We start from the raw sequence: 17,463 nt of genomic DNA on the forward strand, positions 1-17,463 counted from the left end.
TGCCTCATTGTAGTTTTTTTTCCATGATTATGGGATGTTTGGTTTCACCCTTTTTTAATTCGCCAACAGTCTCTTTCCAATCGCCAAGGCTAAAAAAATACTACTTATTTTCGCCGATTTATCCAATCTTCTCCACCTGGTAACTGACTTAAATGCTGGGCTAACACTGCGGGTAAATCTTTGGCGGAATGGATATAAGTCAAGTTCAATAACCTCACAGCAGTCTGAATAATCAGGTTTCTATCCATTATCTCTGCAAGTTGAAATTGAGTATAAACACCATTCAATACTTCCTCGGCAGCCTCTGCGATCGCATCCTCAATCACCTCCTCCTCTATAAAACTCTCCCATTCATCAGAATTGATGTAATAAGATGTTTTATTGTCTTTAATATTTGCCTTTTTAATTTCTCTAATTGAATTGCGAATCGAACTTACCCAAGAACCAGTTAATCGCTGTTCAACTTGATTTTTAATCAAGTGAATCAGCAAAACATTTAAAAAAGATTGGATTTGTCGCAAGATTGCCTGTTTGCTCATTCCATCTAACTCATCGACTATTGCCAAAGCCTCCGTATACCTTCCTTCCAATATGCTCTTTCTAAGAGCAATTAATTCTTGTGTCATTTGATTTACCTCAACTTTGATATTTCCTAACCAAATATGGTTATTAGGTATTAATTATTAATTACACTAGCTAAAATGCCTAAAATTTTATTAACATCTCTAAGGTAATACTCTGTTAAATCTATTTCAATTACTTGGTCTTTTAATTTTAGGAATCTCCAGTTAGTCCCGCTAGTGACAGCGCCAAAAATCGCAGGAATATCGTTGCCTTCACGTTCATTAAATATTCTAGCGCCTAGCATTTCTGCTACGCACTGTCCCAATCCGCCATTGATATTTTCTTTTTTGGCTTCTACAATGATAATTACTGGTGCGGTAAGAATTAATAATTCTGGAGAACGACTAATCAGGAAATCGCAATTTCCATTTAATCCTTTTTCGGGATCGATTGTAAAGTCTATTCCGGAAAAAAAGCTAATTTCAGAATTTAACTGTTTTCTCAGTTCGATCAAAATTGGTGCAATAATCATTTCGGAGCGAGCTTTTTCTGTATTACTGCTAATAGCTAATGGCACAGTATATAGAAGGGTTTCTTCTAAAAAATTACTACTTTCTAACTCTGGAATAGCAGAAAACATATTAACTACATCTAAAAGTTTAAGTTCAAAAGTTTTAGATACTTTTGCTAAACTAAAATCACTGTATGCCATTTTTTTCTCCTTTAATCCTACCTCAAAAATCTCAAATAGTCAGCAGTTACCTCTCCTTGATTTGTACGGTTTTATTGTACCAATTCATGAACAGAGAAACTATCAAACTAATTGTTAGATATGTTACCATGATAATTAACATTGCTTCGATCGCCCGACCGGTCTGATTCAACGTCGGAGAGCCCACCACAAAATAAACGTCGGGATAAGCAACCGCAACCGCTAAACTCGAATTCTTAGCTAAATTCAGATACTGACTGGTTAAAGGTGGCACAATCACCCGCAAAGCTTGCGGCAAAATTACCATCCGCATCATTGTTCCAGACTTCAGCCCCAAAGACTTTCCCGCTTCCCACTGGCCTCTCGATACTGACTGAATTCCGGCCCGCACAATTTCTGCAATGTAACTGCCAGTATACAAGCTGAGTCCTGTCACTAAGGCTGCGAATTCAGGAGTTAATTTTAATCCTCCTTCGAGTTGCAAGGCTTGTGTCAGGCGGGGGAAATCTAGGCGAAAAGGCAGATTTTTGGTAAGAATCAAAGCTAAGATTGCACTCATCCCGATCGCACCTAGAGCCCAAAACAACTGTCTTCCCGGCTTAGCTTCTTCCAACATCACCCGCGCCCGCCACCTCCACAGCCCAGCGGCAGCCAAAACTCCGACAGTTAGCAAAATCAACCAAATCGCAAAACCCGGCAAAGGCACAGGCCAAGGTACAGCAATGCCGCGATTTGTCAAGTAAATCGGCCCGCGTAACTGCGGGTTGTCTTCCAGTTTGGGCAGGGAAATGAAAACTGCAAAATACCAGAAAAATAATTGCAGCAATAACGGCGTATTTCGCAAAATTTCCACATACAAACCAGCCAAACTTCGCAGCAGCCAATTGTCGGAAAGGCGCGCAATCCCTACCGTCAAACCCGCAACTGTTGCGAAAATAATGCCGATACCCATCACCCGCAGCGAGTTGATTAAACCGACTAAATAAGCTTGTCTGTAACTGTTAGCGGGACTGTAGGGGATTACACTTTCACCGATGTCAAAGGATGCTTGGGAATTGAGAAAATCAAATCCAAATGCAATCCCCAGTTGCGAGTAATTGGCGCCCAGATTGTCCCCGAGAATGGCGATAACAACTATTACTAAAATTAGGGCGATCGCCTGTCCGGCTATTTTCCAGAAGCGATCGTCCCGCAGCAGTTTTGATATATCTTTAAATTTGGGCAATTTCTGCGATTTGCCCGGTAGAGGTTCTGGGTTCATAACTGTTTAATTTAGAGCGAACTATACCTAACTTTAGCCTGCCTAAAATATCTTGTAGGGTGCGCCTAACAAGCACCTTAAAAGTCTGCTAGGCGCGGAGTACCTTCCTGTCTAAAATATCTTGTTGGTTAACTGTTAACAGTCAACAGTCAACGGTCAACAGTCAACAGTCAACAGTCAACAGTTAACTAAAATTAACGGAACGGCGGCGAGTAAAGCAAACCGCCATCTTTCCAGAGTCTGTTTTGACCGCGTTCTAACTTAAGTGTACTTTTGGGGCCGAGGTTGCGATCGTAGATTTCCCCGTAATTCCCCACTTTCTTAACAACGCGGACAGCGTAGTCGTTCGGGAGTCCCAAACCTTTACCTAAATCTCCTTCTGTTCCTAGCAAACGTTTGACGTTCGGATCTGTAGTGCTTGCCACTATTTTGTCTACATTTCCTGAATTAATTCCCAAATCTTCAGCTTCAATCGCGGCGAAAATAATCCATCTCACCGCGTCCGACCATTTAGGATCGCCGCTTTTCACCGCTGGGGCTAACGGTTCTTTTGACATCACGATCGGCAAAACAACATTATTCTCGGAATTCGGCAGAGTTGTCCGCTTAGAAACAAGTTGCGATCGATCGGCAGTAACACCTTGACAGCGACCTTCTTGATAGGTGGCAAAGGTAGAATTGACATCTTCAAACACGACAGGAGTGTATTTAACTCCTAATCTTCGCATTTGGTCGGACAAATTTTGTTCCGTGCTCGTACCTGTCTGCACGCAGATAGATTTGCCCGCAAAATCTTTTAAACTTTTGATGCCACTATCTTTTTTGACCATGATGCTTTGAGAGTCATAAAAGATCACCGGGGCAAATTCCAGTCCGGTAGTGCTGTCGCGACTCGCGGTGTAGGTAGTATTTCGGCTGAGAATGTCGATTTCTCCCGCCTGCAAAACTGTAAATCTATCTTTAGCGTTGAGTTTTCGGTACTCGACTTTTTCGGGATCGTCAAATATTGCTGTCGCGACAGCCCTGCACACATCCACATCCAGTCCGGAATATTTGCCTTTTTCGTCTACAAAGCTAAAACCCGGCAGTTCGCCGCTGATGCCACAAATCAGTTTGCCGCGGCTGACAATTGTATCTATCCGGCTGGAACCTTGTTGCGAGTTGCCACCTGCCGCAGTTGTTGCTGTTGTTTGTCCGGTTTGTGCCGATCGATCCCTACAAGACGCCAACGGTGCCACAAACAACACACTTGCTAGCAGCAGAAATCCCCATTTACGCATAAATTTTAATAGAACGCTTTCCTGACAATCCTACCTTGTAGCTGTCAGAACTGTGGCGATCGGCGATCTACACAGCTTCCGGTTTCAAATTAGCCGTTCTGCATCCGTTGCTGCACTGCGGCAACTGCACCGACTACCCGCCTGTTTTTTTTTGAGCAAACTGGGAACCCAGAGTTAGAAACCCGGTTTCTGGCTGAAGGCCTGGTCGTCAAACCTAAGATTTATCCTTGAAACCCGGTTTCTTTTCTGCTATTTCTGCCCAGCGCAAGGGCTCATCGCCTTTCCCTGGAATATTTATCCGATTTTGATTGAATCCGCTCACAGTAGCTCTGGGGCTAGCCGCTGCTCAGCTAAATCGCGGATTAGGGAAAGCCGAGACTGGATGTATTCGTCCAACAAATCTGCTTCTTTGCCATTAAGCGCAGAGTTCGTCTTTAACTGCTTTAGCAGCCACTGTACCAAGGTCGCATCGTCTAAATTGACTAACAGAGTAGCTTGGGTGGTCTCAATTAATGACCAAAGTTGGCGTAACATGACTGGAGTCATAAAACCTCGTTGAGCGTAAATACGCACTTAATGGGCGGGGATAGCGAAAAGCTGGTCTTGGTGTCTCAAGCCGATCTACGAAAAGCACCCTCATGTCGATCGGCTTAATGATTATTTTATATTTGACCACAATAACTTAATGCAGTAGTGTCACAAGTTACAACACACAAGATGTTATAAGAGTTCCCAATTCCTTCACATTCAGATAAACATCTTGATAAAAGATTAACAATCTTTACACGCGCTCGCTCGCGAGGGCTGCCAAGAGCTGTCCGGGATCGTGCCCGATAGCCCGGTTCAAAAGAAAATTGATAGATTACTCAGTAGCCACAAACTTTTCAACCCCCGCCAGAATTATTTCTAATTCAGCGATGATTTTTGTAGCCCCCTCCAAATCATTTGATTCGGCAAGACTTTGAAGCTGATCTGCCATATCGGGCATTAACCGCACCGCCGCCGTAGCGCTGACACCTTTAATTTGATGAGCGTGGCGGGCCAGTGTCTCCATATCTGCCGATGCTATCGCCCCCTTAGCAGCTTCTAAATAACTACCAGTATCCACCACAAAAGCTTGCAGTATTTCCCGCTCAAACTCTAAATCAGCGCCCGAAATTTCGTGCAAACGTGCCATATCGACTACCGATTCGATATCGGGATCAGAGTTTAGAAGTTCCTCGCCATTAAACTTGGGAGTTTCAATTTTTAGCTTGGCCGACCAATTTTCTAGTACAGATTTTAACTTTTCGATCGAAATAGGTTTGCTAATATAATCGTCCATGCCCGCCGCCAGACATTTTTCCCGATCGCCCTTCAAAGCATTCGCCGTCATTGCAATCACCACCGTCTTTTGATGCGACTCCATCTTCCCAGCAGCATCTGCCGCTTCCCGGCGGCGCAATTCCAGCGTTGCTTCATAACCGTCCAAAACCGGCATCTGACAGTCCATCAACACAATGTCATACTTTTTCAGGGCAACCATAGATAGCGCCTCTGCACCGTTATTGGCTACATCCGCAGTACATCCCAAAACTCTGAGTTGATTGAGACCAACTTTTTGATTGATTGGAGTATCTTCAACTAACAAAATCTTTAAACTTGCTAACTCCCGGTTGTCAATAGCCGAGGCTCGATTGGACGTTGGATTTACCTGCGACTCATCAATCAGCGTCATCGGGGCGATCGCATTCGCCAAGCAATCAAATAGTCGGTGAGCTTTCACAGGTTTAGTTAAATACCCGCTAAAACCGCTATCTACCAAGCGTTTCGCCTCTGCAAGCTGATTCATTGAAGTCAGCACCACCCAATGCGTCTGCTGCATTGCCGGCTCAGAAATCCTCAAGCGTTCGAGACTTCCCGCCACCATTTCCGGCAACTGAATATCAACCAAAACGATATCGTAAGGGGAATTAAGGCTAACAGCTTTGTACAGAGATGCGATCGTCATCCAACCGTTCTCAACCTCCTCCACCTCCATTCCCCACAAAACAGCCATTCTCACTAGCACTTTTCGCACTGTCGGCTTATCGCTGGCAACTAACATTTTTCGCCCCGCCAGCACCGTTTCAAAATTCACTTCGCACGCTGTGCCTACAGCGGTTAAATTTTCCGTAACTGTCGGCACAGTAAACCAAAAAGTCGAGCCTTGGCCAGGGGTACTTTCCACACCGATTTGCCCACCCATTAATTCCACCAACTCCTTAGAAATAGCTAGCCCCAAACCTGTCCCACCGTATTTTCTTGTCGTAGAGGCATCAACTTGAGTAAAAGATTGAAACAGCTTTTTTTTGTCTTCGGGAGCAATCCCAATTCCTGTATCTGTGACTTTAAACAGCAGGAGCATCGAGTCATTGTTTTCTATTTTTAACGGTTCGATATTCTCTAAAATTTTCTGATTATCGCTGGCTGCCAACAACCCAGGATTACTAGCATTAGCCACCTCAATTACTACTTCTCCTGCTTCTGTAAACTTAATAGCATTGTTGATCAAATTAGTGAGAATTTGCCGCAACCGCGCTGCATCACCTTTAATTTGCACCGGCACGTCGCTGTCAATCAGTGCCACCACTTCTATACCTTTTTCTTGTGCGGGAGTTGCCAACAAGTCCAGCACTTCATTCACACAGATACTGAGGTTGAATTCGATTGTTTCTAAGCGCATTTCTCCTGCTTCCAGTTTGGAGAGATCCAGAATATCGTTAATGATGGAGAGTAAATTTTGGCCGCTGAGTTTCAGCGTCTGTACAAAGTCAAGCTGTTCGGGAGTAAGATTCGTTTTCAGCAGCAAATCAGTCATCCCCATCACTCCATTCATCGGAGTACGGATTTCGTGACTCATATTTGCTAAAAATAGCGACTTCATTCGAGATGCTTCTAGGGCTGCTTCTCGGGCCTGCTGCGCTTGTTCAAAAAGAGTAGATTGCTGAATGGCGATCGCCAACTGCACGCTCAACCTTCCCAGCAAATCCATCTCAGAATCAGTCCAAACACGCGGAGCGCTGCACTGATGGGCAATCAGCAATCCCCACAACCGATTTTGACTCGTTTCCAAACTCCTTTCCGGCAGTTCAATGCGAGTTTCCGGCGAATATTCTGCTACCAACCCCTGACTTTCATCGCCTATAAAAATTGGTACAACTAAATTAGCCCTTACCTGCAAACTAGCAAGTAAATCTCGGTGTTCCTCGCTCAAATTGGCCGTATAAATATCTGCCATTGTTTGAATCGTTCCTGCACTGTACAGCCATACAAAACTTTCCCCAAAGGATGTTCTTTGAACTTTTCTGCCCAGCAGGGGCATCCAATCATCTCCTACAGATTCCACCACCACAACCGCTGTTTCCTCGGACTCAAAACGATAAATTACCGTGCGGTCAGTTGCCAGCAACTGTCGCACTTCGTGTACAGCAGTGCTCAGAGTTTGAGTGAGGTTAAGAGACTGCCGGACTCGCTGGGCGATCGCCGAAACCAGCCGTTCTTGTTCTGCTTGTTCCCGCAGCATTCTCTCAGCTTGCTTGCGTTCGGTGACATCGCGAATTACCGCAGCAAAGCACAGCGGTTCGGTGGTTTGAGGGTGCTTGACCAGAAAAGCATTCATCACAACATCAATGGGTTGTCCGTTGCCCAAGTGCTGCATTTGACCTTCGCCTTGCCACTGGCCATGACTGATAATTGTTAGTAAAATCTCTTGACTGAATTTCTGTTGAAAATAGGGCCCAATATAATCCCAAATCTCCGTATGAAGCACAGCCGAAAGATTCTCTACACCCACCAGTTTTCGTCCGGCTTCATTGACAAACAGCGTTTTGCCTTTTAGGGTAGCCATACCGATAAAATCGCTGCTGTTTTCAATCAGCGACACAAATTTTTGCCGTTCTTCTTCTCCTTTTTTGCGTTCGGTAATGTCCCGCTTGACGCAGACATGACAAATTACATCGTCGGCGTTGTTAATCACAGAGTATGCCGCAACGTCGATCGCCAGCGTCTGACCTTTTTTAGTGGAGTTAGTAATTTCGCCCCGAAAACTTCCTGTTTTTGCTAAACTTTGGGCAATTGCCAAAAAGCGATCCCCCGCCACCAGCGGCGAAGCTTCTGCTTCTAATTCCGCGTCTGTGTATCCTAGAAGCGTTTGGTGAGCAAGATTTTGTTCGAGGAAAAACCCGTCAGCATCGATAATGACGATCGCATCATTGGAGTTTAAAAATATTTCTCGGTAAAGTTTTAGTTTGTCCTCAGCTCGCTTGCGTTCGGTGATGTCTCTTTTAACACTTACATAACAAACGACATCCCCAGCATCATTTAAAACCGCAAAAGCCGAAACCTCCACCTCAACTATTCCCATTTGCCCAGCCTTAATACAAGTCATTTCGCCTCGGTAACTCCCCGAAGTGGCCAAGCTTTGCAGCACCGACGCAAATGTCTGTTCTCCCATGTGAGTGGCAGGCGTTTTTCCCCACAATTTTGACGCGCTGTGACCCAGCAAAGCCGTGTGAGCTTGATTTGTTTCTAAGTAATAGCCTTCGGGGTCTAAGATCGCGATCGCATCGTTGGATTTTAAAAAGATTTGTTGATAAAGTTGCAGCTTCCGTTCAGCTTGTTTCCGGGCGCTAATATCCGTGAACAAGCCGTAGTAAACTATCTCCCCCGATGCTTGGAATTCTGGCTGGGAAGCTCCTTGCACCCATTTAAGTTTTCCTGACGGAGTGACAATTCTTCCTTCCCACCGCCAAGGCTGCAAATTTTCAGCAGAAAGCGTCACCGAGTTAAGAAAATCATCTCGATCTTCGGGATGAATCATGTCAACAATTACATTAAAATCCTGCTGAGCAGCCTCTGGTTCTATTTCATACAATTCTCGGCAGCCCGCGCTCACAAACGAGAAGGCCATCGAGCCATCTGGATGTAAGTCAATTTGATATACCGTACCCGGTACGCTAGCAGTAATTTTTTGCAGTTTGGCTTGGCTTTGATTCCTGGCTTCCTCTGTGGCTTGCAATTGACCAATCTCTCTAGACAAACCCACAACCCCAAATATATTACCCTCTGCATCGTATAGCGGCAATTTTTGCGTATCAAAGACGTGCTGTTTTCCGCCTTCAAAGACGATCGCCTGGTAGGGATTGCGAACCCTCTCCCCAGCCAGCACAGCTCGATCTTCCTCGCGGATGCCCCTAATTGAGTTGTTGCGATCGCCAAATACTAATTCGGCTGAAAACCCTAATTCAATATCATCTTTGCCGATAATTTCCTCAACATTTTTCCCCACATATTCAGCAAAACTTTGATTAACAAAAATGTATCTAAAATTTCTATTTTTAGCAAAAACTCTGTCCGCAGCAGCTTCCATTACAGCCCGCAACAATAGTTCTTGACTTTCCGAATCCAGAGCACAATTATTTTGAAGTGTATCCTTGACAATGGTCGGTTTAGATGCTAAGATATTTAACTCTTTTGCACAAATTTGAGCTACTGTGTGGAGCAAACAAAGGTGTTCCAAATTAAAAACATTTGCCTGCTCTGCACCAATGAAAAATACTCCCAATAATTCCTCAGTTTCATCCGGGTTGGCTGGTGCCATCAAGAGCGACTGAAACTGAGCCATTGGTGCCGGAGCCATGTTGTGCGCCCAGTCCCGATTGCCAGCAAGCCATTCAGCGCGAGCAGCTTGCAACCGCCCTTCCATTTCGGATCGGGTGCTAGCAGTTAAGGGCTGTAAGTGTTGCAGGTATAGTCGATCGTCCGGTAGGGTCAAAATGGCGATCGCCGCCCCAGGAATCAGGCGATCGAGATATGCCAGACACGCAGACCAAATTTCATCAGCACTGAGACTGGTTTGAACTTTTGCAGTAAGTTCGTTGAGAACTTGCAGTTCCAAGGTACGCTGGCGGACTTGTGCTTTGAGGCTGGCGGCTAGGATTTGCATAGTGCTCACCACACTGGTTTGCTTATATTATAATTATTGATTTTCAAATTTTTGTAAACAATCATCTTAAAATATATCCGACGAAAAGACAACGTTTTATATTTATATTACCTTCACGCGCTAAAAAACCAAGGCGCGATCGGGAGCAAAGAGACACTGCTCAATGCAAGCTCTCGCTCCCGCTGCGACTTAACATCACACCTAAAGATAGATGCAATATCCAGACTTCCGTGGCTTAAACAAAAAAAAATTAGACCAAAGTTCAAACCCTCAAATTCATCTGTAGAGTCAATCAAAAATCGAAAATCGAAAATCAATGGACGGTGAAACTAGCCCATTAAAATCACATTATCGATCACATGGATCACGCCGTTATCAGCTTCGATATCCGCAGCGACAACTGTAGCATTTTTCACCTCAAAACCGTCAGAACAATCAATTTTAATCGGCGAACCTTCCAAGGAAGTAACAAAACCGAGTTTTGCCAAATCAGCTTTCATAAACTTCCCCGATACGACGTGAAACATCAAAATCCTAGTCAGTTGGGGAACGTTCTGCACTAGGGTGGTGATAGTTCCCGGTGGCAATTTGGCAAAAGCATCGTCAGTGGGTGCAAAGACAGTGAAAGGGCCCGGACTTTTGAGCGCATCTACTAAATTAGCTACTTGCACGGCTGTTACGAGGGTTTGGAACGAACCCGCACCTACGGCAATATCAACAATATCAGGCATTGTGTTTTACCTCATCTGGGAAAAAAGTTCTATTAAGTATCGTAAACTGAGGCGGGCAACAATACCTACTGTCTTTTTTGAAAAATTGGTAATTATTTTGTAGTCAGGACTTCAATCCTCACATTTTTGAGGAGGACTTCAGTCCTCACTACAAACCTAATAATATAGGACTTACATATGGCAGCCCAGAAACCGGGTTTTGTACGAAAATACTTCGTTAAAACCCGCAGATTAGGTAAAAAACCCAGTTTCGAGGAGTCGGAGTGCGTAAGTCCTGTAATAGTTATTTTACCCGATATAATATTACTAACCGCTTGGGAATTTAACGGCGGGGGGGGTTTACAATTGGTACATTACTGCTGGCGATTGTGATACCCCAATTCTCTGTTTCTAAATCTTCTACTTCAGCCTTTAGGTTTTCTCCCTTGTGAATGCTAAAACTGCCGTACAAAATTAAAACTTCAAAAATATCCGTATGAATCAAAGCTGCTTTCCGGTGCGCGTTTTCACCTAAATGAAAACCAATCAAATCAGCTTCAGGATCTTTGACATCTTCAGGATGGAACACCTCCCAACTGATGTCTCTGCAGTCATGAAATACTATGCTATAAGGCAATCGATCGCCTGTCGGATCGTAAATACATTCAAATAAAATTTCATTCCCCCACAAAGACACATTGACATTGGTGATGAGGGATGTAAGTCCACCTAAATTAAGCAAGTTGTAGTCATCGGGCATATTAATTACTCACTTTTTCTCCAGTATTGTGCGTCCCAGGAATATTATTGCCAAATTCATCGCTTGTTTTGACCAAACTGCCATCTTTGTCAAGACGCAAACCTTTGTTTATTTTTCGGCCATCTGAACCGTATCTGGGAGCTGGGGTGCGTACAACTTCACCATCAGGACGGATATTGACTCGCGAACGATCGGCAAATTCGTATTCAAGATAACCACCTTTAGTAGGTCTGATTTCTGCACCCAATCCGCGCAAAAAATCATCTACTTCTTGGCGAGTCATCCCGGTTAAGTCTCCAAACTCAGATGCAATTCCATTTCCTCCCACTCCCTGACTCGGCACTCAAGTCTCCTCACCAACCATTGCTTATTGGAGTTTAGCAGGGTTGAATAATCGGAACAAGGAAGTTCGGCAACGGATTCGCTTTCTGAGGATGTAAGGGATGGAAGGAAGAAGGAAGAAGGAAGAAGGAAGAATCATTCCTCAAATTCGCAATGGCTAATTACCAATGCCCAATGCTTTTCGGCTCAATTACCAATTACCAATTCCCAATTTTCAAAACAAATAGGGCGCGCACCGCACGCCCTATCTATCAGCAATTACCCAACAATTATTTCTTAGCCGAGTTGAACTTTAACTACGCGGTTCTTTTCTGCTTCTGCTTTGGGCAAATTCAGGTGCAAAACTCCATTTTTGTACTCAGCTTGTACGCTGTCATTTTGAATCCGTGCGGGTAGGGGAATCACCCGGCGGAACGAACCGTAACGGAACTCAGAGCGAGTCATGCCTTTCTCTTCACTCTTAGTTTCCTGACGGCGTTCGCCGCTGATAGCAACAGCTTCTGCGGTTACTTGTACATCCAAATCCTTAGCTTCCATGCCTGGAACTTCTAATTTAAGGTGGATGGCTTCGGGAGTTTCATCGAGTTCGGCGGCGGGTACAAAAGCAACACCGTTAGATGCGCGATCGGTTGCTGGCGTCAAGCTATCAAACAACCGATTCATTTCTCGCTGCAAGGAGTCCATTTCCCGCAAAGGTTCCCAACGAATAAGTGCCATAACTAATACCTCGACTATCTGAAATTTTTAGGGTTGAGAAACACTTGACTCAACCTGTATTTAATATATTCCAGCTCCCGAAATAGGGGGATTCGGTTTTCCGCAAAAAGGGCGATCGCATTTCCGAACATTCGCGATCGGTATTGTAAAATCATCCTAGGTACGGGTATCCGATCCAACCCGAACCCAGCCATTTTAGATTTTAGATTCCAGCGATGAATTCCCATCTAAAATCTCAAATCGAAACAAAATTAACCCCACCGCGAATGCTGATAAGAAGCGTAGGTATCAAACAAAGCACCCACCAAACCAAAAGTTAGACCGATCACTAAAAAGCCCTGGATCGGACAGCCGCTGCCGAAAGTAGCTAAAAACTGCAAAATTAGGTCTTCTCCAGAACGACCGACCCCTTGGAGAGCAGGCACGAAGCCGATCAGCGAAAAGCTAGTCAATCCCGCGCCGATTAACAATAAGGGGGCGACAAAGCTCAACAGGCTGGTCAACAGTAGAGAGCGCAGAAAATTGGGGAAAATGCTCATAAGAGTCAGTAAATTCAGCTAAACTGCCGAAAGGTGCAAGCAAACAAAACTTGTCTTTTTCCAGGATAGGTAGCCATCGCCCTCAGTAGCCGGTTCTGTCAGAAATCTTAAATGTTAGAGAAAAAACTTGTTTAAGATTTGTAGATAGATTTCATTTTTGCAGTTGTTATACACTCGAAATCCCCTTGAGCACCCCTACATCTTCGAGCCTCAGATTGTGGAGTCAGCGCTTGTTTGCAGCAATTTTATTGGGCGGCCAAGTCATGCTGCACTTGCTGAAGGGCAAAATTCACCGCCGCAACACCCTCGACCAAATGGCAGCCGTCGGCCCGGAATCCCTGCTGATTGCTTTGCTGACTGCGGGTTTTGTCGGCATGGTATTTACGATTCAGGTAGCGAGGGAGTTTGTTAACCTCGGTGCCGGCAATGTCGTCGGCGGCGTTTTGGCTTTGTCTTTGACTCGCGAGCTCGGCCCCGTCTTAACAGCCGTAATCGTGACGGGACGGGTAGGTTCGGCTTTTGCAGCGGAAATCGGCACGATGCAGGTAACAGAACAGATAGATGCCCTGCTGATGCTCAGAACAGACCCGATCGACTATTTAGTAATTCCCCGCGTCATTGCTTGCTGCATGATGCTGCCAATTTTAACCATCATGTGTCTCGTCACCGGCATCGCCGGCGGACTGCTGATTGCTACGACTATGTACGGCATCTCTCACAGCGTGTTTTTAGAATCAGTCCGCAATTTCCTGAGTCTGTGGGATATTTGCAGCGCGGCAATTAAGGCTTTTGTATTCGGTGGCTTGATTGCTGTAATCGGCACTAGCTGGGGTTTGACCACCACTGGCGGGGCAAAAGGCGTCGGCCAATCGACTACTACGGCGGTGGTGACGGCTTTACTGGCTATTTTTATTGTGAACTTTTTCCTGACTTGGCTGATGTTTCAGGGGACGGGATCTAGCGTACTCAAAGGCCTGTAAGCTAGGAAACAGATAAAATATGAATAATCGGCAACATTCGTTTACTACCCTTGATTTAAACCCGTGAATACAACTGCCTCTTCGACTGCGCCGACAAGTACGATCGAACTCGCTCCGAGTTATGCGATTCCCCTAGTCCTGGTACTGGCGGCCCTACCGCTACTGTTCGTTCAGAAGTGGGTGAGTTTGCCGCTTTCTGTGTTCGGCTTGTTTCTGATGTACCAAACCGCCACCCTCCGGCTACAATTTACCCCAACAGATTTGGACATTTATCGATCGTCCAAGTTAATCCGCCGCTTTCCTTACCGAGAATGGCAAAATTGGCGGATATTTTGGCCTGCGGTGCCGATTTTGTTCTATTTCAAAGAAATTAACAGCATTCACTTTCTGCCGGTTCTGTTCGATCGTAAAATGCTACAGACCTGCTTAGAACAGCGCTGTCCCCGTCAAGACTAAAAAAGTTGTTAATTTTTAATTTTTAACTTTTCCGTGCCCACGCCGAACAAAATTTCCCATGAATTCAGACGAATCTCCAACCCAAGAACCCCAACCACAACCAGCCGCCCCAAGCGGTGAAGGCGAAGTCGATTTGCCCGTGAATGAGACGGAATACCAACTTCTATCTCAAACAGAGGATTTGTGGCTCGACGAAAATGAACTGCCAGCCCAACTCCCGCCAGAAACAGACCCGCCGCTGGCAGAGGAAGATGCCGAAATCGCCCAATTCGTGGACGAAGCAGGCGCAATTGCCCAAATTCCGCCCAACACCCACGATGGCGAATCAGAAAGTCCGATCGCTCAAATCGAGCTTCCAACAGACTCTGTGCCAACAGCAACCGCAGAAACGGTAACGCCCATCCCAGACAATGTTACCGAACAGTTGGCAGAGAGAGTCAAAGAATTGCACCAGCAAGAACAAGCTTTGACTGAAAAAATTGCCGCCTTGGAAGCCGAGAAAGCCAATGCTATAGAAGCGTTGGGCCAGGCTCAAGCCTCGATCGGGCGTTTGGTACAAGACGGCTTGATTCAATTAGATCAGCGCAAACAAGCGCTACAAATAGAAGTAGAAAAACTCGAACGTCGGCGCGATCGAATTCAAAAGGAAATGCGAACCACTTTTGCCGGCGTTTCCCAAGATTTAGCAATTCGAGTCCAGGGTTTCAAAGACTATTTAGTAGGCAGTTTGCAGGATTTGGCCGCTACCGCCGAACTCTTAGATTTGACACCGCCAGTGCAAGAGACACCACAGCGAACTGCTGCTGAGGAGTCTCAATCCTCAGCACCGGTAAATCCCAAATTTGCCGAACAGGGATTTCAAGAACAAGCCAAACAAATTCGCCGCACCCTCGATCAATACCGCACTGTCCCCGACTACTACGGCCCGCCTTGGCAACTTCGCCGCACTTTTGAACCCATCCACGCGGAACGAGTTTCTAACTGGTTTTTCACCCAAGGAGGAAGGGGTGCTTTGCGGACTATGGGTTCGCGCTTGCAAAATATCTTGATTACTTCGACAATTATTTCTGTACTCAGAAGCGTCTACGGCGGGCGGGTGCGGACTTTGGTGCTCGCCAACAGTCCCGAACGTTTGGGAGAGTGGCGCCGGGGTTTGCAGGACTGTTTGGGCATTACTCGCAGCGATTTCGGCCCGGAAAGGGGGATTATTATGTTTGAGTCTGCGGAGGCTTTGGCTCAAAAAGCCGATCGACTGGTGAAAGATGGCAAATTGCCGCTAATTGTCATTGATGAAACTGAGGACTTAATTAGTTTGTCAATCCTGCAATTTCCTTTATGGCTGGCCTTTGCTGCTGATCCGCAAACTTTGATGGCGGCTAAGGATTTTTGATTGGGTAATGGGTAATTGGTAATTGGTAATTGCTAATTAGTAATTGCTAATTGCTAATTATGCTAGGGGAAAGGTTGAAACTTTTAAAAGTACACGAAATCTCAAATTAAAAAATGGCTAGCTGGATAATTTTAAATGGCGCATTGCTAATAGCAGCTTATCTGCTGGGTTCGATTCCGACTGGGTACGCCTTGGGGAAATGGATGCTAGGAATTGATATTCGAGAGGTTGGTTCGGGTTCGACTGGTGCGACTAACGTACTGAGGACTTTGGGCAAAGGGCCGGGGTTGGGGGTGTTGTTGGTTGACGTGTTGAAGGGGGTAAGTGCGATCGTCCTAATCCGCTATATTTACTCTCTCACTTTTACCAGCCAGCTAGCAACCGCCGCAGGTTTAGAAAATACTGCAACTGTCCTCCCTTGGATGGCAACTTTGGCGGGTTTCTCGGCTGTTTTGGGCCACAGCAAATCTATTTGGCTGGGGTTTACCGGCGGTAAATCAGTGGCTACGAGTTTGGGAGTTTTGCTAGGTTTGTACTGGCCTGTTGGTTTGGGAACTTTCGGAATTTTCGGGATAGTATTTGCGGTATCGCGAATTGTCTCTTTAAGTTCGATTATAGGGGCAATTAGCGTTTCTGGATTGATGTTTGCTTTACATCAGCCGCTGGCTTATGTATTGTTTGGAATTGCGGGCGGGGTATTTGTAATTGTGCGGCACAGGAGTAATATTCAGCGCTTGTTGAATGGTACTGAACCGAGGATTGGAGAGAAATTGGAAACAGCAGCTAGCGATTGAGCGGTAGAATTGTTGTACCGCTGGTTGCAGATTACTATTTCTCTGTCCAATCTTCGATTTCCGCTTTTGTAGGAGGCGTTGCAGCGCATTATACAGCTTAGAATCCCTGAACCGAGATAATGCTATTGAGAATGCTGTTTTGCAGTTGAGCAGGCGTTACAGCCTCCACAAAACCGATGAATTCTCCTGAATTCCTGAGTTTGATCGCAGTCCCTGAAGTCGCCATCGATGTGGGTTTTAATTGATCGGGTGTGACAAAAGAACCCGCTGCTTGCGGAACTTCAAACTGTACTGTAATGAGTACATTTGGCAAATTTTCCAACACTATATCATTCACAGTCAAACCGTCTGCTAATCCAATTTTATCGAAAGCGGGTCTGAAACTTACAAGGAGATCGGCATTATTGACATCTGTAACTCCGGGTTCTGCTTGGAGGACGTACAAGTTGCTGCCCCCGATTTTTATTGGATTATTTTCAGTGAAGCCTCCTAAAAAGTCTCGACCCAAACCTCCCACTAGAGTGTCATTTCCGTTACCGCTAACTAAAAAGTCATTGCCTTTACCGCCCACTAAAACATCATTTCCACTGTCACCCAGAATAAAATCTCCGTCTTGACCGCCGTTGAGAGAGTCATTTCCGTCCCCTCCCAATATTGCGTCTTTCCCTTTTCCCCCGAATAAAGAATCGTTGCCAAAAATCCCTCTGATAATATCTTCCCCCTCATTGCCAAAGATCAAATCGTTGGTTATTGCGCCATCGATTGTATCGTCACCTCCTAGCAGCAAAACTCCCCCAGAGGAAATTCCTCCACTTCCGATCCGTAAATCTACATATTCGGATGTATTGTCGCCAAAAAAGCGCGACGATCCTGATGGGTCTCTTTGTAAAGCCATAAAATATCTTCTCCGTAAAATCTCAGATGCCAAGATTATTAAATAAGCCAATCTCAAAGTCTATTCATAAAGTCATAACTTTGAGTTCATAAAAGTCA

The 17,463-nt window shown here is 45.3% G+C and carries 16 protein-coding genes; 4 read left to right on the plus strand and 12 right to left on the minus strand.

Annotated elements, in window-relative coordinates:
- Nucleotides 1-104: 104 nt before the first annotated feature.
- The 11 genes from QUA03_RS10390 to QUA03_RS10440 all read right to left on the minus strand — a co-directional run bounded on the left by QUA03_RS10390 (nucleotide 105) and on the right by QUA03_RS10440 (nucleotide 12,850).
- Complete coding sequence (locus tag QUA03_RS10390; protein ID WP_333211819.1) at nucleotides 105-626, minus strand: DUF29 family protein; 522 nt, start codon at nucleotides 624-626, stop codon at nucleotides 105-107.
- 50 nt (nucleotides 627-676) lie between these two features.
- Nucleotides 677-1,276: a hypothetical protein gene (locus QUA03_RS10395; RefSeq protein WP_333211820.1), complete on the minus strand. Its 600-nt coding sequence runs from the start codon at nucleotides 1,274-1,276 to the stop codon at nucleotides 677-679.
- Between the two features lie 46 nt (nucleotides 1,277-1,322).
- The gene (locus QUA03_RS10400; RefSeq protein ID WP_333211822.1) at nucleotides 1,323-2,537 is read right to left on the minus strand and encodes an ABC transporter permease subunit; all 1,215 of its coding nucleotides are present in this window, start codon (nucleotides 2,535-2,537) and stop codon (nucleotides 1,323-1,325) included.
- 194 nt (nucleotides 2,538-2,731) lie between these two features.
- The gene (locus QUA03_RS10405) at nucleotides 2,732-3,817 is read right to left on the minus strand and encodes an amino acid ABC transporter substrate-binding protein (RefSeq protein ID WP_333211824.1); all 1,086 of its coding nucleotides are present in this window, start codon (nucleotides 3,815-3,817) and stop codon (nucleotides 2,732-2,734) included.
- 318 nt (nucleotides 3,818-4,135) lie between these two features.
- Nucleotides 4,136-4,363, minus strand: a complete 228-nt coding sequence (locus QUA03_RS10410) for a hypothetical protein (RefSeq protein WP_015178453.1) — start codon at nucleotides 4,361-4,363, stop codon at nucleotides 4,136-4,138.
- A gap of 316 nt (nucleotides 4,364-4,679) precedes the next feature.
- Nucleotides 4,680-9,782, minus strand: a complete 5,103-nt coding sequence (locus QUA03_RS10415; RefSeq protein ID WP_333211825.1) for a PAS domain S-box protein — start codon at nucleotides 9,780-9,782, stop codon at nucleotides 4,680-4,682.
- Nucleotides 9,783-10,111: 329 nt separating this feature from the next.
- The gene (locus QUA03_RS10420) at nucleotides 10,112-10,513 is read right to left on the minus strand and encodes a fasciclin domain-containing protein (protein WP_006634220.1); all 402 of its coding nucleotides are present in this window, start codon (nucleotides 10,511-10,513) and stop codon (nucleotides 10,112-10,114) included.
- Between the two features lie 322 nt (nucleotides 10,514-10,835).
- Nucleotides 10,836-11,252: a hypothetical protein gene (locus tag QUA03_RS10425; protein WP_333211826.1), complete on the minus strand. Its 417-nt coding sequence runs from the start codon at nucleotides 11,250-11,252 to the stop codon at nucleotides 10,836-10,838.
- A gap of 1 nt (nucleotide 11,253) precedes the next feature.
- A complete protein-coding gene (locus tag QUA03_RS10430) occupies nucleotides 11,254-11,595 on the minus strand; it encodes a hypothetical protein (RefSeq protein ID WP_333211828.1) in 342 nt (113 codons plus the stop codon).
- A 275-nt stretch (nucleotides 11,596-11,870) separates the two neighbouring features.
- Nucleotides 11,871-12,311 carry an Hsp20/alpha crystallin family protein gene (locus QUA03_RS10435; RefSeq protein WP_333211830.1) on the minus strand — a complete coding sequence of 147 codons (441 nt, stop codon included), beginning with the start codon at nucleotides 12,309-12,311 and terminating at the stop codon, nucleotides 11,871-11,873.
- A 251-nt stretch (nucleotides 12,312-12,562) separates the two neighbouring features.
- Nucleotides 12,563-12,850 (minus strand): hypothetical protein, encoded by a 288-nt coding sequence (locus tag QUA03_RS10440; protein ID WP_333211831.1) that lies wholly within the window; start codon nucleotides 12,848-12,850, stop codon nucleotides 12,563-12,565.
- A 185-nt stretch (nucleotides 12,851-13,035) separates the two neighbouring features.
- Between QUA03_RS10440 and QUA03_RS10445 the strand changes: the two genes are divergently transcribed.
- The 4 genes from QUA03_RS10445 to plsY all read left to right on the plus strand — a co-directional run bounded on the left by QUA03_RS10445 (nucleotide 13,036) and on the right by plsY (nucleotide 16,470).
- On the plus strand, nucleotides 13,036-13,830 hold the full coding sequence (locus QUA03_RS10445) for an MlaE family lipid ABC transporter permease subunit (protein WP_333211833.1): 795 nt from the start codon (nucleotides 13,036-13,038) through the stop codon (nucleotides 13,828-13,830).
- A gap of 63 nt (nucleotides 13,831-13,893) precedes the next feature.
- Nucleotides 13,894-14,286 carry a DUF3119 family protein gene (locus QUA03_RS10450; protein ID WP_333211834.1) on the plus strand — a complete coding sequence of 131 codons (393 nt, stop codon included), beginning with the start codon at nucleotides 13,894-13,896 and terminating at the stop codon, nucleotides 14,284-14,286.
- 58 nt (nucleotides 14,287-14,344) lie between these two features.
- Nucleotides 14,345-15,676, plus strand: coding sequence for a DUF3086 domain-containing protein (locus tag QUA03_RS10455; RefSeq protein ID WP_333211836.1), 1,332 nt, complete (start codon nucleotides 14,345-14,347; stop codon nucleotides 15,674-15,676).
- A gap of 113 nt (nucleotides 15,677-15,789) precedes the next feature.
- Entirely contained in the window at nucleotides 15,790-16,470 is a 681-nt protein-coding gene (plsY, locus tag QUA03_RS10460) for a glycerol-3-phosphate 1-O-acyltransferase PlsY (protein ID WP_333211838.1), read from the plus strand.
- A gap of 97 nt (nucleotides 16,471-16,567) precedes the next feature.
- Here the strand turns inward: plsY and QUA03_RS10465 are convergent, their stop codons facing one another.
- Nucleotides 16,568-17,365 (minus strand): calcium-binding protein, encoded by a 798-nt coding sequence (locus tag QUA03_RS10465; protein WP_333211840.1) that lies wholly within the window; start codon nucleotides 17,363-17,365, stop codon nucleotides 16,568-16,570.
- Nucleotides 17,366-17,463 lie beyond the last annotated feature (98 nt).

It is taken from the genome of Microcoleus sp. S36b_A4 (assembly GCF_036700645.1).
GTDB lineage: Bacteria > Cyanobacteriota > Cyanobacteriia > Cyanobacteriales > Microcoleaceae > Microcoleus.